Here is a 20948-nt window from a genome sequence, read left to right on the forward strand (position 1 = left end):
AACGGAAATCTTATGAAAAAACTATTTACCATTCTTTTTTTGCTCACTGCCCATCAATTATCTTCAGCACAGAGCGAAGTTGCTGATAAACCTTCTGCGTTATTTTCTGGGGAATCTGATTTTAGTGTGGGTGTCGATTTTTCACCATCGAACATTCCCTTTCCTGCGTCATTTGGCTTACATGCCAACTACCGATTAAATGATCAATGGGAATTTGGAGCATATTTATTAAACTCGAAACTAGCACTTGATTTATTTATTTTTGATATTGGACAAATCAGCGAAAAAACATACACCCTGCAAGCAACACGATTTTATGGACAAAGTTTTAATATTAAATTTGGTCTGGGTAAGCGAAATACAGAAATTCAACTTGCTAAAGATTTATTTGAATTAGCAATAAAAAACTATTCAACTATTCTTTCAAAAACCGATACGAATTACATTCGATTAGCTGCTGGAAATCGCTGGAAATTTAAGCAACGTTATTATTTTGATGTGGATTGGGCTTCGATAGATATCCCTGTTTCAGGTAAAATAATAACAAGTGCCGAAGAATATGGAGATACTGACGAAGATAAAAAAACCATTAGAAATGCTGAAACTTTTTTAAAATTTTATCCAGGCGGAGCGATATTTAAAATGATGGTGTCAGTAAAAATGTAATCGAATATTTTAAAGTGCATATCAATTTTTTTGATCTGCACTTTAATGTTTATTGTTCACCAATTTCAATTGTTTTTTCACGCTTTAGCAAGCTTGCAAATTCTTTAATACTGTAGACACTCACCAGTAATATCGCAATAACATCTGCTGCAGGGTAAGCATAAAACACTCCATCTATTCCCATTAATCTTGGCATGAAAATCAACAGTGGCAATTGAATCGCATATACTTTTGCTGATGAAAAAATAAGCGCAGGCCCTGCGTGCCCAGCTGATTGAAAATACGCGGTAAGTATTAAAAATACCCCTGTTAATGGAAAAGCAAAAAACACAATACCCGCCATATCCGATACAATTTTTACATTGGTTTCATCTGTATAAAACCAATTAAAAATCCAATGTGGTACAAAAATCATGATGCAAGTAATCGCTAATGAATACAGACTGATAATTTTAATACTCACAACAATAGACTCATGCACGCGCCTATATTGTTTGGCGCCGTAATTAAATCCGGCAATGGTTTGGAATGTAATCATCATTGCAATACAAGGTAATACGAAAAACATATACACCCTTGCCAACACGCCATATGCGCCGATGTATATTTCACTTTCACCTCCTGCAATATCGGACAGCGCTTTATTCGCCACCATAATAATGATCGATACGCCTGCATGGGTTAAAAATATTGGGAAACCCAAAAGAATAATCGTTTTAATATCAGTGAAGTTAAATTTTAAATATTTAAAATGAATTTTAATTTGCGTACGTTTGATGGAATAAAAAATAATACCCATGATTGTGGCTAATATTTGAGCACACAATGTCGCATAAGCTGCACCTGAAACCCCCAAACCTAACCCAACCCCTGACTGGCTTTGAAACATAAAAAACGGATCTAACACAGTATTGCTTATTGCTGAAATCATGATCAGCGTCATCATGTATTGCATCTTGCCTTCTGAACGAAATAAATCATTCATGACACCCACACTTAACATAAATACCGCGCCGTAAATAATCGGTAGCACATATTCTTTAGCGCGTAAAAATAAATCTTGATTAGGTTTTGCACCTAACCCTTCTAACATTTGATCGCATAATATATAGACAACAACAGAAATTATTGCGCCAATTAAACCAACGAGACTTAATGCCATTATGGCGGTTCGGTTGGCTTTTTCATGATCTTTAGCGCCTAACGCACGAGAAATAATCGATGCAGCGCCTGCGCCTATTAATGCAGAAATAGAAAACATCAGCATCTGCACAGGAAAAATCAACTGCACGCCTGCTAGTGCCGCATCGTCATGCAACATACCAACGAAGATAATGTCCACGACATTATACAAACCACTGACTAATAAACCCAAAATGATAGGCACTGCCATCTTGATGAATAGACCATTCATCGGCATATTACCCAATTGATATGTTTGACTTGATTGACTTGACTGACTCATTTACTGCGACCTTGATTTCGTGAGCCGATTCTAACGGATTTTCGAGGGATTTTCTTAAAATATTTTCATCAACCAAAGTAAACGTTATTAAGTGCAACTATTACTCGGATTCAATCGATTATTAGAATCAATTACATGGAATTATTTATAAATTGACTTATACCCACTAAACATTAAACTTCGCGTGATTTCTTCGCCATTTTTTGATGCCAATCAAAGAAGTTTATAAATCTGAATCACTTTAATATTAGGAATACAAAATGAAATTCTTTAAAACAGTAATTGCACTTTCTGTACTTGCAGCATCCACTTCTGCACTGTCTTTAGATAATAATAGAAAAGGTTTTCAAATAGGCATTGGTGCCGGAGCCGGTAAATTAGTTTCACAACGAAGTGATGAGGGCGTACTTGAGCAACCAAATTATGTTGATCAATTTGGCGTAAATACAACATTTCGTTTAGGTGGTGGAATTTCAGAACATTTTTCGTTGTTTTATATCAACAACGTTGGTTGGTCTGCCGATGAATACGGGATCAATACCGCTGCTGTTGGTGGTATGGCAGCGCAATTGTTTTTAACTGACTCAGCCCCGTCACTTTATGTTATTGGTGGAGGCGGGCTAGGGTCATTTTCAAGAAGCACTGCCTATACTTCAGCTAGTTATGCTGGATTAGGATTTATGGCGGGTGTTGGTTATGAGATTATTGATCACGTTCAAATTGAAGCGATGTGGAATCAAACAGGAAATAACATCAATCTAGAAAATTACGACCTAACCATGAACAGCTCCTCTTTTGGTATTACTTTAAACTATGTATGGTATTAATATTTAATTTTATTGTTAGTCGGCATCAAGCTGACTAGCATTTATAACATTCTTCGATTCGATATCACGCTTACGATCTCGCCAAATGCTAATACCTAGCCAAATAATTAAAGCCGAACCAATAATTATTGGATTATCCGTTGCCTCTAAAATTTGCTCTCCGAATGCGACAGTTGTAAACACAATCAACAAATAATAGGGAATATTCAAAAAAGTAGAAACTAAAATCAACCATGGCGTGCCACGACGCAATCCCCAGTTAAATGTAAATATGGCCAAACCGCTTGAATGGATCATCGCAGGAATTAATGTTTTATATGAAATTGGTTTGATGTCCATTTCTTTTGAAAAATATCGACCAATCAAATAATTCACTCCAGATCCCATTGTCGTTGCAATCACCATCGCCAAACTTAATAGCACAATGTCCATTTTTGTTGGCACCGATAGCACAACCAACAACACCGCAATATATTGTCCAGGAAAATATAAACTGATCACCACCAATGCTTCTAAAAAGATACAAAATACCGCCAACCAAAACCATTGATCCCCAACATTTTGTTTTAATTGATCTAGCAATTCTAGACCAGAAGGTACATAACCCAATCCGCTAGCAGCAGTAAATAGTATAAATATGCTCAATATGACCAGAGGCAGCTTGCTATATTTCATTTTAAAATCTCATTGATGAACAATTACTTACGTTTAAAAATGATATTTAGATGATTTAAAAAGGTCGATTTAACGTTGTTTTTTGTGAATTGAACGATTCACCCACATATTGATATGCAGATGAATCGAGTTTTCTCAGTTAAATATAAACCAAATCAAACTTTACACCTTCAATGCTCTCATCGTCTAATTTGATATCATTCAAGCTTGAACTGGATATGTCGAAGTTTTTGATTGTATTATTTTCACTGCTAAAATCAGGCAAGTTCACATCAGAATTTTTTACATTGAAATCTAAAAATTCATTAGTATAAAATTCAATATCTGAAAACCTTGAATTTTTTAACGATAATTGATTAAATTTTGATTTCTTAAATCCATCTTCGCTTCGAATATTAGAGCTCCCAATACTACCTTCACTAAATTTCGATTTTTTAATATCACAGTTAAATCCACTATTTTCTATAACATATTGATTGACGTCCACTTTAGAAAATTTATTCTCATCAATATTACAATTTTGAATCAATAGGTTATGTATTATCGAACCATCAAACTCACAATATTCGACATAACTATTGATGAATGACATACTTTCAAATGATCCTTGAGCAAACTTGCCCGATTCTAAATTTGTATTAGTAAATATCACATCTTTAAATATCGGCGATTCGCACTCAATATATTCAATAACAGAATTTGTGAAATTTACATTTGTAAAATTTGGATTTTCAAAATTAAATCTTTCAAAAGTTGAATTCTTAATTACCACATCTGTAAAATTAATATCGGCATTTCTAATAGTGCCGTCATCTTGCTTAATCATTTTAATAGAAGGCCCTAAATTTTCATAACCCACCCCATTAATTTCAGCATTATTAAATTTAACGCCTTGTAAATTTGCACCATCAAAGATAGCACCATTTATCACAACGTTTTCAAACACGGCGGATTTTAAACTCGCGCCACTTAAATTCAGTCCATTAAGTTGCATATTTTTAAACTCAACACCATCAAGATGTTGATTGGAAAAATCCATAAAACTCATATCAGGGCAGCCATTTATTTCACTGACCAAAAATTTAAACAATTGATTATTAACTTCTTGTTGATTCATAACATACTTCCTTTATTAATTTGATTTTGAAAACATAGAGATTAAAAATGAGAATAAACCTTTTGTATTATCTGCATCGGTCAATGGACGATAGCCAGTTCCTTCTTTTTTCATTTCATAAAGATTGCTGCCTTCGACATTAGAATCTTTAATTGTAATATCTTTAATACTTGATTCGTGAAATTCTGTATTTTGCATATCACTTTCATATATTGAAAAATCACCACTTGGGCTATCAATAAATTTTGTACCGGAAAAATTTGTTCCTCTAAAGTATATTTTTTCAAATTGACACTGATTGAATTCAGCATTTTTTAAATTAGATTTTTCTAAATCAAAACCTACAAACATCACATCATTTAATTTAAAATTAATTAAATTAACATATTCAAAATCTATTTTATTAAAAACTGTTCCCGTTTCACTCGATTCATTACTAAAACTATCAAAGGTCACGTAAGATGCATAAAACTTATCAAGAACTGCACCTTTGAATTTAATATTTTTAATATGAGACTTGTATATAGATAAATTCTTTATATTTGATTTTTTAATTTCAAAATCTAAAACACTCGACATATTAATTTCTAGACTTTCGATCGTTATATCATCAATTATAATCGATTCAATACTAGCTTTCTCAAATACAACTATTTTAACTTCAGCCTTTTCAAAAAATAAACTACCAACCTTAGTTCCACTGAATCTAATTTTATCAATAATTGATTTATTAAAATTAAAATCATTAACCGTCGAATTATCAATGACAGTATCATTTAATGTCGCAGCTTCAAAATTAAGTTTATCAATAGTGCAATAATAAATACGTAAGTCACTTAACTTTGCATCAGAAAAATTACAATCCATAAAGTGAGAATTATGGACATTTAAACTTTCACACTCTAATGAAGTTGCATTTACATTGAATAACTCACAATTTTCAATCGAACTATCGTTAAATTCTGCCCCTTCAAAACTAACACCACTTAAATCCACATTTTTAAATTCAACGTCTTTAAAAATAACACCTTTAAAATTAGCGCCACTTAAATTTAAGCTTGAAAATTTAACACCTGTAATTTTTGATCCTTCGAAATTTGCATTACTTAAATCATTACAATTAAACTCTACATTTTTAAATTTTTCATTTGAAAAATCTAAAGTATTTTCATCCAACTCTTTCAATGAATAAGATCTTTGTTCGGCTTCTTGAGCTTCTAATCCAAGCGACGCTCCTAATTCTTGCTTAGCAAGCTGCTCATCTATACCCATCAGTTTTACTTTATGTAAAATAATGATTTTATCAATATTTGTTTGATTCATAATCTATCAATCCTCCTATAATTAAAAACCCCATTCAAATAATCACCTAGGGCTCTGAAATTTAGTTTTCAAGGTATCCTTAGATTTTTTCGAACAGATATGTGACACACATTTATAGCCAAAAATCCATTGACTAGTTTTAAAATCATAACGTATATTTTAAAAAAATGAGAGAACTAAATTCATCTAAAAGCCCATTTTTTTGCAAAGCTAACTATTACTTAAACGTTTTACTGTATATTTATAGATAGGCATCACATAAATGCAAAAAAGTAGACACCACCCAAAGCAATCACGCCGAGTGTTGCTGCTGCAATTTGCACCAACCCATCACGCTCCATCAAACCTAAGCCTAATAAAATAATGGCAAAGGCTGGCCTAAATTATTGAGTGAAATAGGCATAGAAAGCACCACCGCCAAACTCAATAGCACAATATCCATTTTTGTTGGCACCGATAGCACAACCAACAACACCGCAATATATTGCCCCGGAAAATATAAACTGATCACCAGCAATGCTTCTAAAAAGATACAAAATACCGCCAACCAAAACCATTGCTCGCCAACACCCTATTTTAGTTGGTCAAGTAATTCAAGCCCCGTTGGCGCATGACCTAAAGTGTTTGAAGCGGTAAAGAAAAGGATAATCAATAAATGATTAAGGGTAATTTTGTGTATTTCATTGGCGTGACTCATTGAGGGTATACGTTTGAAATGTGGGTTTGGGTTTGGATGAATCAAGAAATATTTAACAGCTTCTATGAAATGTTAACAATCTCAGTTGACACAAAACCCTTATTCAAGCACTGTTCAAATTATAAAAATTATTTTCAATTTCATTAGTTTTCACACTTTCTAAATAAAGGACTGAACATGTCGACAACCCATCAATCAAAACAATCTACCCTGACCCAATCCACTTTGACATCAACAAATGCCGAACAGTCGATTCAGCAGCTCAAACATTTACAACTACAAAGCAAACGCGCAGGGGGATTTTCTATTTTAGGATTGGTATTTGTATTTGTATTGTCGATCACATTTTTTCTTTTTTCAAATCAGTTATTTGTTTCGACTGATGCTGACCAATTAGCCGAGCAAGAATTACTAGATAAAATCGATGAAATTGACGATACAAAATTAGCGGAAAGGCTAACTGAGAATTTCACACTTTTAAGCCAGTCTCGAGCTGAAAAAATATCCGAACAAAATCCCATCACAAATATTTTGTCTACATCCATTACTCGATTAGGAGCGGTTATGCTGGCTATTTTTATGATGCAGATACTGCTTTCGTTTTTTAGATATTATACACGCCTGGCTAATTATTACGGGACATACATAGTTGCATTAACATCCGTTGCCGATCGAGATGAAAACCAGTTCAATGACATCATCAGTAGAATTAACCCTGAGGCGATCAACTTTGGTAAAGATCCACAAATTTCTTATGACCGTATGTTTGAAATTATGAAAAACAAATGAAAAATTTCAGAAGATGTATTTAAAATTGTTTTTACATAAAAGCTAAAAAATACACGCCACCCAAAGCTATCAGACCAATTGTTGCGGCGGCTATTTGCACTAATCCATCTCGTTCCATTAATCCAAGCCCCAATAAAATAATGGCAAAAGCGGGACCTAAATTAGTTAATGGAATGGGAATCATCACAACCAATCCCAAAATAACAATGATCACTCCATTGATTCGATCGACAATTGGCGCTTCTGTAAATGCCCATCTTGGGCGTAAATATCGTTCAATTTTACGAACTTTTGGCTCAAACAATTCCAATGCAGATTGCACCTTATTTGATGGTAACTTCCAATCTAGCACCGACTTTGGCAGCCAGGTTTTGGTTAAACCAATAGCCATTTGAAATCCAAGAATCATGATGATAATCCCAGAAATAATGGACACAAATGGAATCACACTAAATGTTGTAACCAATATTAATAACATACCAAAGGTGCGGTCACCCAATTGATCGGTTAATTTTCGCAACGTTACATCAGCATGTTTGGCTGCTTTTATAAGTGTAAGTAACACATCAGACGTTCGTTCACGTGTAACAGTTGGCACTGTAAACAATGTCGATGTCTCATTTTGTTCGTTAGTCAAAAGTAGGGATTCCTGTGATGCATTGTATGAATTATTTAAAGGCGGTTTTCTAAAAAGTGGTTGAGTTAAAAGTGGTTGAGTTAAAAAGTGGTTGAGTTAAAAGTGGTTGAGTTAAAAGTGCTCGAGTTAAAAAGTGGTTAAATGAATACGCTGAGTCAATTTAAAATATTGATTAACCCCCGCCCTTTATTTCGGTAATAATTTTTTGAACATATTCACCAATAATGGGCACAAACTCAATTTGCGCTAATAAGAATAATAAGCCTGATAATACAATCGTTGCTCCTAAAGCCGTTCCTAATCCGAAAAATATACCACGGGCAAATTGTAAGGACAGCTGTTTAAAAATGGAGCCGTATAACGAAACCATACGATGCTGAGATATTTTTTTTAGCTCTTGCTCAATGGCGCTAAGGGATTGATTCATTGAATCAGGATCTTGTAGATAATCCAGAGGGTATTTAACTGAAGTATGCTTGCGGGATTTTCGTGAGCTCATATGTCAGGCCTTTTTAATTGGCTATGTTTTAAATTTTGAAACTTGCTCAGCATCTTTAAACCAAGATGATGAGCCAACTGCATCCTAACGTTAAACAATTAAAGATTGATGACTTAACCTAAATCGTTATTTAACAACGCTTCAATTTGTGCCATTTTTTGGTTGAATAAATCTTTGTCGTCTTCAACCAATGTAATGTGACCAATCTTACGCGCCACTTTTTCGCTCTTGTGGTACATATGTAAGTAAGCGCCTTCTATCGACATAAGTGCCATTTCATCGCATGCTTTACCAATCACATTAAACAACGCCACGTTATCACGAGTTTTAGTGCTGCCTAATGGGAAGCCAGCCACTGCACGAATGTGGTTTTCAAACTGATCACATACCGCGCCTTCAATGCTCCAATGTCCCGAGTTATGTACGCGTGGCGCGACTTCGTTGGCTAATAATTGATCGCCTTTACGGAAGTATTCAAAGGTCATTACACCCACGTAATCTAATTCGTCTAATACGCTTTTTGCGTATTGTTCACCCAACGCTTGAAGCGGATGATTATTTTGCACAACCGAACAATGCAACATCGACTGTTTGTGTTCGTTTTGCACTAACGGGTAAAAACGACATTCGCCAGATTCAGATCGTACCGCAATACATGACAGTTCATCATCAAAATCAACAAACCCTTCATACAATAACGGTACGCCGCCAAGTTCGGCAAACGTGCCAGCAACATCGGATTCAGTTTTTAACACTTTTTGACCTTTACCGTCATAACCCAATGTGCGGGTTTTGATGATTGCAGGTAAACCAATGGTTTTGGCTGCATCGTCTAAATCTTGTTGGGTTAAAATATCAGCAAAAGGTGCGGTTTGAATGCCAAGCTTTTGAAACAACGTCTTTTCAAACAAACGATCACGTGCCACTTCTAATGCCTTAGCACTAGGAAAAACAGGTAATTTTTTAGCAATTTTAGCAACCGTTTGCGCCGGTACCGATTCAAACTCAAACGTCACACGATCAGAGCATGCAATCACGGCATCGATACCTTCTTGAGAGTCATAATCATGTTGAATTAAATCGCCTACTAATTGCGCACACGCGTCTTTAGACGGGTCCAAAAACGAAAACGACACGCCCAATTTAATGCACGAAAGTGCCATCATTTGGCCTAATTGACCGCCACCGACTACTGATATTTTCAAGGGATTACTCCGCTGGGTTTGGATTATCTAAAACAGTTTGGGTTTGGTTTGCACGAAACGCCAATAATGCTTCTTTAATGTCTGGGTATTTATTAGACAAAATACTCGCCGCTAACAATGCTGCGTTAATAGAACCCGCTTTACCTATTGCTAATGTAGCAGTAGGAATGCCCGCAGGCATTTGCACGATCGACAATAACGAGTCAACACCGCTTAACATGCTAGATTGAACAGGAATGCCCAATACAGGTAAATGCGTTTTAGCTGCACACATGCCTGGTAAATGCGCTGCACCACCGGCACCAGCGATAATGACTTCTAAGCCACGCTCGTCTGCCGTTTCAGAATAACTGAATAATAAGTCGGGAGTACGGTGAGCAGAAACCACTTTAGTTTCAAATTCAACGCCTAGTTTTTCAAGGGTATCGCAGCAATGACGCATGGTATCCCAGTCAGATTTAGATCCCATGATGACGCCAACTTTAGCGGTCATAATGCAGCTCCTGTATTAGTTATGTAAAAGAATTAAGTAATAGAATTAGGATCAAAGCGAATCGGTTCACTTACAACATCATCAAGATTGGTTGACGCACTCACACGCGTAGACAGCTCATTGGGCTGGTTCACCGCCGTACTCAACGCATCTTCAAAACCACAATCGACACAGTCACGATGGTACAAAGCCTTCTCAACATCTTGATAAGCACGAATACAGTCTTGCGCACCACATTTAGGGCACACGGCCCCGGCTATAAAACGTTTTATCACAATGATCACATTAAAAGGAAAGGGCGCGATTATACCTGCTTCTTTAGGGTATGTGAAACTTAGTGTTTTACTGGGTGGGTTGCTAGATTCTAGAGAGGTAAGTTCAGGGTAAGGCTTGAATTTGTTAAGAGGCAAAAATACTATATTTTACCGATTTTTGAGTAATTAAGAGGTTAGAGGCGCTAAAAATAATATTGTAAATAATGTGATTCAGATTATTATACTTGCCTTAATGATAATTAGTTTAATAGGGATTTAGCTGTGTTTAATTTTTTTAAAGCAAAAGATACAAAAATCAATAACGAGTGGGCCTCAGTTTGGTCGTGTAATGAAATTCCTGAAGAGCTTATGGATGCATTAGAAGGTGCACGATTTCAACAAATGGAAGACCTACGAGATAAAAATAACATCAATTATATCGAAGCAATTCATAAATTGTACTTTTCTACTAAAGATAAAAACATGAAGGCATGTATTGCAACGGTGGTGGTTGATATTAGGCGCTCTCACTTTGCATTAGAAATATTATTAGACTCAGCAAAAAACGGTGAAACATTGGATGAACGTGAATTTTCATTAATGGGTGTTGCTGATGATCGTGATATCTCGTATGCAGAATCTAAAAAAGCATTGAAAAAAATTGATAAGTACGTGACGAAAAATGGAGTAATAGCGTATTCAAATAAATTATATAGTGAGAAAGGTGCTAGGCCGCTATATGATAAAACGCACCAACATTTTTTAGATGAAATAGAAAAAAAGGATTGTGATGCCGCTTTTGATCTTGCAAGGGCATATAAAAATGGAACGTTCGTGTATGAAAATGAAGGTCAGTATAAAAAATATCTTCAGTTGGCAAAAGATTTTGGTCATGATTTGGTTGGTCTGTAGATATGTTATTTGATTTTATGAAATCATCAAAGATAACAATAGGTAAAGTTAAGTCTACTAATTTTAAAATTGACATTGATGATTTTAAGTCTGAATATCAATCAGTTACTAACTTTTTTTTCGATACTAAAAAAGTTAGTAAAAAGAAAAAAAGCGTTTTATCTAAAGACTGGATTTATATTTTAAATAAATCTGACAGTTGGGTGCATTTATTAATGGGGTTAGATTACTTTGAAAAATTTTCAGATGCAATTACACTCGATGCATCAAATATTATGTGTGTTGAAGTTCAAAATAAAGATAGTAGTTTAAGTCACTCATTAGCTGTTGCAACTAAAAACCGATTAATACTTTGTGATTTCTCACTAATAAATGATGGGTTGTTTAGAAGAGGTGATGAGAATAAACAGATAATAAAGTACCAAAATAAACTTCCTAAATATGTCATTTCCTTTTACGAAACGTTTAAATCAATAGCTATATTAAGTTCAGATGAAACATATATTAATCCATTAGATTCCTTGACTGAGTTTAGTTGTTCTGACGATGTTTTTAATGAATTCACACATAATTGCAATATGTATGAGTTGATATATTTAAAAGGGTCAAATGATAGAGTCTTGGTTGGCATAAAAAATAGTACACCTATTATGCTATTCATTCCAAATAATGACTATAATAAATTTCAAGAAATTAAAAAAGGAGAAAAATATTTAGATCGTTATCTCAATCAAGTTTGTCGTGATGAATGCCCTAAGATAAATGAACATGAATGTTTTGATTTGTCACCCTTAGAAATTCCATATGTACCTTATTATAATAAGATTAATAAATTTAAAGATAAATGTTATGAAGACATAATTAAAATATTTAACTCAATTATTAACTCTGAAAATATAATAAACAAAAATTCTCAATCAAATTCCTTTCAATTGCATAAAATTGATAGCACATACAATCTTCGATATGAAAATGGGGTAGGAGATACAATAAATTATTTTATTAATCCTGATTTTCAATTGATTGTAGGGTTTGATCATGAATCAATACTTAGCCCGTTCGCAAGAGAAAAATATGAAGTCTATCCCAATATGTACAGTGGTGTTCCAAGTCCAATCTTTGATGTGTTAAAGAGAAGCAGTGTAGATGAGACATTAGTGACATTTGCATATTGGAAATCAAAAAAAGATGAAGGGTATAGGCATGGGGCAATTGATATAGAAACAAATGCTGAAAATGGTATATGGCTAATCGATTATTTATTTACTATATCAAATCAATATATTGATTATGCAAAAACGTTTTATGGCAAAGATACTGTAAATAACATCATCAAAGATGAAATTAGGGGTGCTTGGTAAATCGCGTACATTTTTCATATGTAAGCTTGCTCGCATAAAAAATATGAGAGCAAGCCAAAAACTCGCCAACCCAAAAAAGAACCATTACAATACCCGCCAAATAATTCAAGATAATCAAAAATGTCACACCCACCCTGCCCCAAATGCCAATCAACCTTCGTTTACCCAGACCAAAACCAACTCATCTGTCCTGAGTGTGCTTTTGAATGGAATCCCGATAATGCTGAAATAGATGATCAAATCATAGTGAAAGATGCCAACGGCGCATCATTAACTGCTGGCGACAAAGTGACCTTTATAAAAGATCTTAAAATAAAAGGCAGTTCTAAAGTATTAAAAGTGGGAGCCAAAGCAGTCATTAAACGAATTGTAGAAGGAAAAGATCATCAGTTAGATTGCAAACTTGTTGCCGGTGGTGAAATGATGGTTACGGCAAAATTTGTGAAAAAAGCATAATAGAAATAAAACTCAATAACGATTAAAGGTACCGCATGGAAATTATCCAGAAAAAGAAATCAAACAAAAATAAATTCACATTCAAAGACGAAACATTAAACTTTGAATATTCAGACAAAACAGGCTCAGGCGACATTGATGTGAATTACGCTGATATTCCTAAAAAATTCTCTATATTAATAGAGCGTAATGAGTGGTTAAGAAACGTCGGTTTATTGTGGTGTGCCATAGGTGCAGTGCAGTTAGGTTATGCCATTCTTACGGGTAGCTCTATTGAAGGCAAAGGGGTTTGGTTATTTTTGGGTTTGGGTTGTGTAGCATGGGCGCATTTTTCAACGATTCGATATTCTGTTTTTAAAACTCCGCCTGGTACTATTTTTGTGATTCATGATAAAAACCATGAATTGATTGTGGATGAATTATACAAACGTCGACAATCACAAATGTTAAATTGGTATGGTCCGATCAATCCTAATAACGAATTGGCTCAAGAAATTGGTAAATATAAATGGTTGGTTGAAGAGGCTGTGTTAAGTCAAATCGAAGCCGATCAAAAAATTGCTGAAGCAGAATTGATGTGTCGAGAAAGTGAAAGCGACGAACGTTTAAATTAATCAATATATAAATGTCATATTACAAAATTAATTACAGGAAATTAAAAACATGAACGAATTAATTATCACCGAAATAAAAGAAGGTGACGGTAAACAAGCAGTAAAAGGCGCACTAATCACCACCCATTATCGTGGCTGTTTAGCAGACGGCACGCAATTTGACTCGTCTATTGATAAGAACCAACCGTTTCAATGTGTCATTGGCACCGGTCGAGTGATCAAAGGATGGGACCAAGGCATTTTGGGAATGAAAGTGGGCGGTAAACGTAAATTAGAAGTGCCGGCGCATTTAGCTTATGGTGAACGCGCTGTGGGTAAAGTGATTCCTGCTAATTCTGATTTGGTGTTTGAGATTGAATTGTTAGAAGTATTAACACGAGATGATTAATATATTTTAAAAATTAGTTAAGAGGAATTAAATATGAGTTTTTATGATGATCCTGACAATGTAAAAAGTTACCTTAAAATGTGCGAAGGCTATGATGGAAATAATATTTATCACATGCTAAGCCAACACCTTCGCGAACAATCCACAGTGTTAGAGCTTGGCTCTGGTGGCGGATTGGATATCGACTATTTAAAACAACATTACGCTGTCACTGGCTCAGATTTATCAGAAGCGTTTATTGCTGTTTGCCAACAAAAACATCCCGAAATAAATTTTTTAAAAATAAACGCGCAATCAATGGATTTGAATCAATCTTTTGATTGTATTTATTCAAACAAAGTTTTGCATCACCTAAGTGAAGATGAATTACAAATTTCACTGCAACAACAAATTAAATGTTTAAATACAAATGGAATCATTGCGCATTCATTTTGGTTGGGCGAAGAAAATACACAAATGCATGGCATGTTATTTACCTACTACCGCAAACAAGCCTTACTTAACATTATGTCAGAATCTTTTGAGATAATTTCTACTTTAAGCTACACAGAATTTGAAGCGGATGATTCGTTGTTTATCATTGCTCGAATGAACAATTGCTAATCAAAACTTATTTATTACAATCGCTTTCAATAATCAGCACATTTGCAACGTTACTTACCGCATATTAGCGTTTAAATCTTGCTCTTTTTCTCATTTGGAGAATTTTTCTAAATCATTTATTAGCATTTAATTTACAATACGCGCGAAATTAATTTTGAAAATAAGGCTTTTTCATGAAATGGAATAAAATCGGGCTTCTTGTCACAGCGAACATCTCGTTATTAACACTCACGGCTTGTTTTAATAGTTCATCCGACTCACCTGATACAGATCTGAATTTGGATGAATCTATCAACCCAGCTGATGTTGTCATCGATTGCGAAAACGATACAAGCTTGCTGTGCTTCCCTAAAAACCAAGAAAATCTTAAATGGATAGCTTCTAATGTAGTATTCAGTGGCTATGGTAGTGGAACTGGAACTGGAACTGGGACTGGAACTGGGACTGGAACTGGAACTGGGACTGGAACTGGGACTGGAACTGGAACTGGAACTGGAACTGGAACTGGGACAGGCACACCAACAGGAACTGGAACTGGGTCTGGCACACCAACTGTAGATGAAGGTGCATTAATCAGCCTACCTAACACCCTCGAAAAAGGAATTGAAGAATCCGATTGGCTAAAAGTTATCAACAATAAATACTTAGCCACCCCTAAACAACCTAAAGAATCGATTAGTTACGTTTGGAAACTATACAATTCAGAAGAGATACAAATTTGCCAAGCACTGCTATTCAATCCAGCAATTGAAATCGACTCAAACAGTCCGATCAGCCAATGGTGTTTTGGGTATTGGGCCGTAGAACAAACATTAGTAGGCAGCAAACTTAAAGTATTTGAAATGATTGATTCTCCAGTGTCGAGCCAATTAGTATCACAAACACAATTAAATCCAAATGCAAATTACATCAACGGCATGTACGACGTATTAGATGATCAAGGCCTATTAGTGCTTTCCTCACTGAGCGACCAATCGCCAAGTCTATCTAGCTATTATGGCTGGTGGCATAACAAAAGCAGCGTTGATTTAATTGATGTTACCGATCCAATCAATCCTCAAGCTAGCTGGAATATTACATTTGACGGTCGCATCGTTGATACTCGTGTACTTGATGACACCCTTATTATTGTTAGTCGCCGCTCTCCTTATGAAATCAATCAGTTTAATGGCGAAATACCAATTGATCAGCTCGCTTATTTTCCGCACAAAAAAATGATGGGCACTATTCAAGTCAATGATGACGAAGCAAAATTGTTAGCATCCCTTGGAGATTGCGTTTTACCTGAAAGAAGAGTGGTCGGTAAATATGATGGATTAACCTTTACCTACATCACTAAAATCGACTTAAACGATCCAAAAAACGTGCAATCGATTTGCTCATTGACTCCAGCTGAAAATATTTACGCAAATACAGAGGCAGTGTATTTAATGTCAACGGTGCGAAATACCGATGCATTCTCAACACAAGAAGGCACAATTGAAACTCATTTAGAACGTTATGATGTGAATACTTTAGAATACACTGGGCGATTAAAAGCACCTGGAACATTAGGTCTTGGCATAGATTCAAAATTCAGAATCAAAGAACAAAGCTTAAATGAGCAAACTGTATTAACACTAATTTCAACGGAACAAAAACAGAACAGCTCCCTACCTGTCCACTTTATTCGTAACTATGAAATTGCTAATAATACGTTTGAGTTATTAGATGTTTATCCTGAAGAAGGTGAAGATCCAATTGGTAAAGAGCGCGAAGATATCTACAGCGCGCGAATTGATGGCAACAGTATTCAAATTGTTACTTATCGCAACACCGATCCTTTGTATGAATTTAACATCACTAACCCAAGTGACATTCAACTAGAATCTGAATTAGAAATTCCGGGATTCTCTACCTATTTACACAATATCGAAGACACCGAGCTTACGATTGGATTAGGTAAAACCGATGATAATCGCTTAAAAATCGAGTTGTATGATCAAACCGATAACACATCAACCGTAGTGGGCACTTTAGAATTAGGCAGAAATACCAATAGCCCTGCTATTGATGACTACAAGGCATTTACCTCTGTAAATGATAAAGAAAATAAATTGTTTAAAATGGCCATACCGATATTTCGTTACCAATATTATGATTACATAAACTCATACACCTACCCAAACATGACGGGGCTTTGGTTAATAGAGGTAGATTACGCAAACGAAGCCAGCATAAATCAAATTAATATCGTTCAAATCATCGATAACTTAGAAGACGTTAATCAATCACGCTCAGTGATAAAAAATCAAAATGTGTATTACGCATTAAACGGTGAAATTTATTCAACTGAATTTTCAAACGATGGTGAAGTACACAGCACCAATGATTGATATCGAGTAAATGCTTTAAAATCGAATCTAAGTTTAGCATCACCATAATGTCATCTTACATTTGTGGTGATGCATACACCCTTCTAAATATATTTTTCCTTTAACTTTATTTTCTTAACCTAGGTTAACGCCTAGGATTAAACACTCTTGTATTATAATTTTAATCATTTATCCACAAGAGTTTCTCATGAGTTTACCAATACATTTACAAAACTATTTAAACGATTTATCTATCCAAAAACCCAAGGAACTATCATTAAATTTTGTCGCCTCATTACAAAATAACCATCAAGCGCAATATAGTTTTAATAATTTAGCGGTTGTATTAGGGGAAACGATTTCACTCAATACTCTAGAAATCAGCAAAAAAATCGTCACCAATGGTTTAGGCGGATACTGTTTTGAACACAACAAATTAACTTATGATCTATTACAAACCCTTGGGTATTCAGTCCATTTAAAATTGGCGCGTGTATTAAATAATCAAGACAAACAAGTAGCAAGAACTCACAGAATCACCTTAATGGACTTTGCAAATAAGACCTATTTAATCGACACAGGTTTTGGTGCGTACAGCCCAAATGCTCCCGTGCTTTTACAAGAAAATATCGATCAAGCCATCGGATCTGAAATTTATCGAATCATTAAAATGGTCAATACAAAGACATCAGTAGTCGAATACGATTTACAAATTATTAAGGACAATCAATTCTATACCTTGTATCGGTTTGATCTTGCACATTACAACGAAGCCGATTGCGACGCGGGACATTTTTTTTCACATAAATACCCAGAAGCAGGATTTGTGAATAATCTAGTAATTAGTTTAAAAAACAATAACCAAGTAATCGCAATCAAAAACCAATACTTTTTAACTAGAGTAAACAAAGAAGAAAAAGCGACACTCATTTCAGACTCACCAACATTACACTCATTACTTACGCATAACTTTTCACTTACTATTGACAAAGCCATTACAGATCACTTATTTGATCGATTTATAAAAGGCAAAATCAATAACGAAAAAGAAACTCCCTATAAAAAGTCCGCATCATGAATCTTTTTTTATTGTATATCTGGGCAATATTAATGTCGTCTTCATTTATTGTTTCTGCCAACATGGCTCAATATGCAAGTCCGATTGCAACCTCTGGTTTTCGTTTTGCACTGGCGCTTATTTTTATATCATTTATTTTAGTAATAAAATGGAAAATGGATAAATTAAATATTGCTTCAGAAATAAAAAATTTATTCACCTCACCTAAGCTAATCATTAATTACATAATCATCAGCGGGACATTAGTTGGATTTTTCATCGGATTATTCATTGCATTACAGTATACAACGGCTTTAAATACTTCGGTTGTATATACACTTGTACCATTAATATCTATCGTATTTTCTCGTATTTTTTTAAAAGAAATATTAATGCCTATTAAAGTAGTAGGGTTCATTCTTGGCTCTATTAGCGCAATCATTTTATTATTAAGCTCACAATCTTCATCGATTTTATTTGCAAACATTTCATTTAACAAAGGCGACATTATATTTACCCTGGCTTGTATGTTTCTTGCGTTACACGTGATATTCGCGCAAAAATGGGGAAAAGTATTACCACCTATTTCAAGTGCATTTATGATTATGTGTTTTGGAGTGCTGTGGTTATTGCCTATTACAATTATTTGGGGGAATCTAAATCAAGTCACATGGCACGCTGGTGGATTTTGGTTGAACGCTTTGTATTTAACGATATTTACCACTTTGCTTACGTTTATTTTACAACAACGTTTGGTGCAGCATGTTGGCGCAAATCGGCTACTAGCATTTTCCTATACCATTCCTTTGTGGGTGGCGATTTATAGTGCAATGTCAAATCACCAACTTCAATCCATATTAAATTCAAAGTTTCTAGCAGGAGTGTTTATTTTAGTAATTGCTTTTATTTTAATTGAATCGAAAAAAACAAACGTCGTATACTGATAAATAATCATCATAGATTAATTCAGCATTAACATAAAAGGTTATTATTTTGGATCAGACCCAGCTACAAAAAAGCTTTCAATTGTTTTTTGATAATTTAGGCCACCCTATTGATTGGCGTTTATTTTCGCAAACCATGACAGTTCACCCAGTATTAAAAGGTGAGTATCTTTTTCGCCAAGGCGATGAAGCCAATCATTTATATTTTTTAAATACGGGGCTTGTACGATATGTGAGCGTCACTGAATCAGGAAAAGAATTCACCCAAACTTTTGCTCAAGGACCAAGAATCATTGGGTCAACAAAATCGATGGTTTCAAATTCACAGGCTTTATTTGGTATTCAGGCAATGGAAGATTGCATTATTATTTCATATCACTGGAATACACTATTTGAACAAATGCGCCAAGACAAAGGATTTTTAACCTGTTATTGCCATTTTCTAGAACATATTTTTATATTAAAAGAAGAGCGTGAAAACAGCTTTGTAAAAGATTCAGCTGAAAAACGATACTTAGATTTTTGCGTAAAATATCCAGATTTAAAAAACAGCATCGCTCAACAGCATATAGCTTCTTATTTAGGTATAACACCGGTTGCACTTTCAAGAATTCGCAACAAACTCAAGCGTAATAGTTAAGGAAACGCCAAACTCATTGCATAATATTTCCTTACCGTTGATAGACTTATCTTCAATTTTTCAGCAATCGTATTTTCATCCATATTTTTACTTTTATATTGAATAATTTTTTTAATTCTAGAATCTCTTAGAGCCACTTTTTTATCTTGATATTGTGTATCACCACGTAAAGTATGACTCACATACCCACGAGCACAGTTCAGCTCAATGGCTATTTGTTTTTTGGGTATGCCTTTTTTGTGTAATGCGTGAATTTTTTTAATACGTTGTGTAATCTCTTTGGGCTGTTTCCTAATTTGTTTTTCAATTAACTGTTTATCTTGTAATGCATAACGAATAATACTCTCAGAGTAATCTGTTTTCTGAGCAATCTGTTGAATAGTAAGGCCTGATTGATATAGCGATGCAATGTTGTTTGTTCGTTTATCTCGTTGTTTCTTTTCACTTTCAGCTCTAGCCTCAACTAAACCAGTGTCTTTTAGAGCATAGTCAATGGTTGATAAAGTCTGTTGAGTTTTAATTGAAATATTCTGCTTGGTTAAACCTGTTTGATAGAGTTTAATGATTTTTTCAATCAGTTTTTGTCTTTTATTTTTTCTGGCTAACGCCTCCTTCTTATTCTTTAGTATTAACTTTTTACGTCGCTTTTTTTCAATTTTTGCAACGTCAGCAGCAGGCAGATCTAATTGCTGAGCAATTTGAGCAATAAAGAATTTTTGATCCAACAATTCATTCACTTTTTTGATGGCGGTAGCATTCATGATTTCCCCTTTAACAAATTATTATTTTCATTAGCAATATTTTTCAATAACCATTTTTTCAATAACTACTTTTTCTATAACTACTTTTTCTATAACAAGATAGTTCAAAATTTTTAAATATTAAAAGAGTATATGTAATTTCAAACTTAAATTATGATGAATACCTCTAGTTTTAAAGGTTTATAAACCGCTATAATTCGAATCCAATAAT

25 protein-coding genes are annotated in these 20948 nt (G+C 34.5%); 13 read left to right on the forward strand and 12 right to left on the reverse strand.

Annotation, left to right across the window (positions count from 1 at the left end; genetic code table 11):
• The first annotated feature begins 12 nt into the window (after positions 1 to 12).
• Complete coding sequence (locus TYM08_RS19195; RefSeq protein ID WP_422380766.1) at positions 13 to 666, forward strand: hypothetical protein; 654 nt, start codon at positions 13 to 15, stop codon at positions 664 to 666.
• 49 nt (positions 667 to 715) lie between these two features.
• Here TYM08_RS19195 and TYM08_RS19200 read toward each other — a convergent pair whose 3' ends face one another.
• A complete protein-coding gene (locus TYM08_RS19200) occupies positions 716 to 2131 on the reverse strand; it encodes an MATE family efflux transporter (RefSeq protein ID WP_422380767.1) in 1416 nt (471 codons plus the stop codon).
• Between the two features lie 260 nt (positions 2132 to 2391).
• Between TYM08_RS19200 and TYM08_RS19205 the strand changes: the two genes are divergently transcribed.
• Positions 2392 to 2958 carry an outer membrane beta-barrel protein gene (locus TYM08_RS19205; protein ID WP_422380768.1) on the forward strand — a complete coding sequence of 189 codons (567 nt, stop codon included), beginning with the start codon at positions 2392 to 2394 and terminating at the stop codon, positions 2956 to 2958.
• Positions 2959 to 2973: 15 nt separating this feature from the next.
• Here the strand turns inward: TYM08_RS19205 and TYM08_RS19210 are convergent, their stop codons facing one another.
• The 5 genes from TYM08_RS19210 to TYM08_RS19230 all read right to left on the reverse strand — a co-directional run bounded on the left by TYM08_RS19210 (position 2974) and on the right by TYM08_RS19230 (position 6630).
• Complete coding sequence (locus TYM08_RS19210) at positions 2974 to 3633, reverse strand: hypothetical protein (protein WP_422380769.1); 660 nt, start codon at positions 3631 to 3633, stop codon at positions 2974 to 2976.
• A gap of 139 nt (positions 3634 to 3772) precedes the next feature.
• Positions 3773 to 4750, reverse strand: a complete 978-nt coding sequence (locus TYM08_RS19215) for a pentapeptide repeat-containing protein (protein ID WP_422380770.1) — start codon at positions 4748 to 4750, stop codon at positions 3773 to 3775.
• 15 nt (positions 4751 to 4765) lie between these two features.
• Complete coding sequence (locus TYM08_RS19220) at positions 4766 to 6073, reverse strand: pentapeptide repeat-containing protein (RefSeq protein ID WP_422380771.1); 1308 nt, start codon at positions 6071 to 6073, stop codon at positions 4766 to 4768.
• 254 nt (positions 6074 to 6327) lie between these two features.
• Positions 6328 to 6438, reverse strand: a complete 111-nt coding sequence (locus TYM08_RS19225; protein WP_422382850.1) for a hypothetical protein — start codon at positions 6436 to 6438, stop codon at positions 6328 to 6330.
• Between the two features lie 18 nt (positions 6439 to 6456).
• Entirely contained in the window at positions 6457 to 6630 is a 174-nt protein-coding gene (locus tag TYM08_RS19230) for a hypothetical protein (RefSeq protein ID WP_422380772.1), read from the reverse strand.
• A gap of 317 nt (positions 6631 to 6947) precedes the next feature.
• On the opposite strand from TYM08_RS19230, the gene TYM08_RS19235 reads away from it, so the two are divergent.
• Entirely contained in the window at positions 6948 to 7559 is a 612-nt protein-coding gene (locus tag TYM08_RS19235) for a hypothetical protein (RefSeq protein ID WP_422380773.1), read from the forward strand.
• A gap of 31 nt (positions 7560 to 7590) precedes the next feature.
• Here TYM08_RS19235 and TYM08_RS19240 read toward each other — a convergent pair whose 3' ends face one another.
• From TYM08_RS19240 to TYM08_RS19260, 5 genes are all read right to left on the reverse strand, one after another.
• Complete coding sequence (locus tag TYM08_RS19240; RefSeq protein WP_422380774.1) at positions 7591 to 8196, reverse strand: exopolysaccharide biosynthesis protein; 606 nt, start codon at positions 8194 to 8196, stop codon at positions 7591 to 7593.
• A gap of 172 nt (positions 8197 to 8368) precedes the next feature.
• Positions 8369 to 8695: a DUF5665 domain-containing protein gene (locus tag TYM08_RS19245; RefSeq protein ID WP_422380775.1), complete on the reverse strand. Its 327-nt coding sequence runs from the start codon at positions 8693 to 8695 to the stop codon at positions 8369 to 8371.
• Between the two features lie 113 nt (positions 8696 to 8808).
• Entirely contained in the window at positions 8809 to 9900 is a 1092-nt protein-coding gene (locus TYM08_RS19250; protein ID WP_422380776.1) for a 5-(carboxyamino)imidazole ribonucleotide synthase, read from the reverse strand.
• A gap of 4 nt (positions 9901 to 9904) precedes the next feature.
• Positions 9905 to 10393, reverse strand: coding sequence for a 5-(carboxyamino)imidazole ribonucleotide mutase (purE, locus tag TYM08_RS19255; RefSeq protein WP_422380777.1), 489 nt, complete (start codon positions 10391 to 10393; stop codon positions 9905 to 9907).
• Positions 10394 to 10425: 32 nt separating this feature from the next.
• Positions 10426 to 10803: a YheV family putative zinc ribbon protein gene (locus TYM08_RS19260; protein ID WP_422380778.1), complete on the reverse strand. Its 378-nt coding sequence runs from the start codon at positions 10801 to 10803 to the stop codon at positions 10426 to 10428.
• A 126-nt stretch (positions 10804 to 10929) separates the two neighbouring features.
• Between TYM08_RS19260 and TYM08_RS19265 the strand changes: the two genes are divergently transcribed.
• The 10 genes from TYM08_RS19265 (at position 10930) to TYM08_RS19310 (ending at position 19976) form a co-directional block, all read left to right on the forward strand.
• Positions 10930 to 11559 carry a hypothetical protein gene (locus tag TYM08_RS19265; protein ID WP_422380779.1) on the forward strand — a complete coding sequence of 210 codons (630 nt, stop codon included), beginning with the start codon at positions 10930 to 10932 and terminating at the stop codon, positions 11557 to 11559.
• Between the two features lie 2 nt (positions 11560 to 11561).
• Positions 11562 to 12920, forward strand: coding sequence for a hypothetical protein (locus TYM08_RS19270; RefSeq protein WP_422380780.1), 1359 nt, complete (start codon positions 11562 to 11564; stop codon positions 12918 to 12920).
• 120 nt (positions 12921 to 13040) lie between these two features.
• Positions 13041 to 13376: a zinc ribbon domain-containing protein YjdM gene (locus TYM08_RS19275; RefSeq protein ID WP_422380781.1), complete on the forward strand. Its 336-nt coding sequence runs from the start codon at positions 13041 to 13043 to the stop codon at positions 13374 to 13376.
• 35 nt (positions 13377 to 13411) lie between these two features.
• A complete protein-coding gene (locus TYM08_RS19280) occupies positions 13412 to 13990 on the forward strand; it encodes a hypothetical protein (protein WP_422380782.1) in 579 nt (192 codons plus the stop codon).
• Between the two features lie 49 nt (positions 13991 to 14039).
• Complete coding sequence (locus TYM08_RS19285) at positions 14040 to 14378, forward strand: FKBP-type peptidyl-prolyl cis-trans isomerase (protein ID WP_422380783.1); 339 nt, start codon at positions 14040 to 14042, stop codon at positions 14376 to 14378.
• A gap of 33 nt (positions 14379 to 14411) precedes the next feature.
• Complete coding sequence (locus TYM08_RS19290) at positions 14412 to 14981, forward strand: class I SAM-dependent methyltransferase (RefSeq protein WP_422380784.1); 570 nt, start codon at positions 14412 to 14414, stop codon at positions 14979 to 14981.
• Between the two features lie 173 nt (positions 14982 to 15154).
• A complete protein-coding gene (locus TYM08_RS19295; protein ID WP_422380785.1) occupies positions 15155 to 17356 on the forward strand; it encodes a beta-propeller domain-containing protein in 2202 nt (733 codons plus the stop codon).
• A 187-nt stretch (positions 17357 to 17543) separates the two neighbouring features.
• Entirely contained in the window at positions 17544 to 18413 is an 870-nt protein-coding gene (locus tag TYM08_RS19300; RefSeq protein ID WP_422380786.1) for an arylamine N-acetyltransferase family protein, read from the forward strand.
• Entirely contained in the window at positions 18410 to 19336 is a 927-nt protein-coding gene (locus TYM08_RS19305; RefSeq protein ID WP_422380787.1) for a DMT family transporter, read from the forward strand. Before TYM08_RS19300 ends, TYM08_RS19305 begins: the two co-directional genes overlap by 4 nt.
• Before the next feature lie 49 nt (positions 19337 to 19385).
• A complete protein-coding gene (locus TYM08_RS19310) occupies positions 19386 to 19976 on the forward strand; it encodes a Crp/Fnr family transcriptional regulator (RefSeq protein WP_422380788.1) in 591 nt (196 codons plus the stop codon).
• Here TYM08_RS19310 and TYM08_RS19315 read toward each other — a convergent pair.
• Positions 19973 to 20737, reverse strand: coding sequence for a hypothetical protein (locus TYM08_RS19315; RefSeq protein WP_422380789.1), 765 nt, complete (start codon positions 20735 to 20737; stop codon positions 19973 to 19975). The two genes, TYM08_RS19310 and TYM08_RS19315, sit on opposite strands and share 4 nt — an antisense overlap.
• Positions 20738 to 20948: the final 211 nt, after the last annotated feature.

This window comes from Marinicellulosiphila megalodicopiae (assembly GCF_045862395.1).
In the GTDB taxonomy this organism is placed as follows: Bacteria; Pseudomonadota; Gammaproteobacteria; order Pseudomonadales; family Natronospirillaceae; genus Marinicellulosiphila; species Marinicellulosiphila megalodicopiae.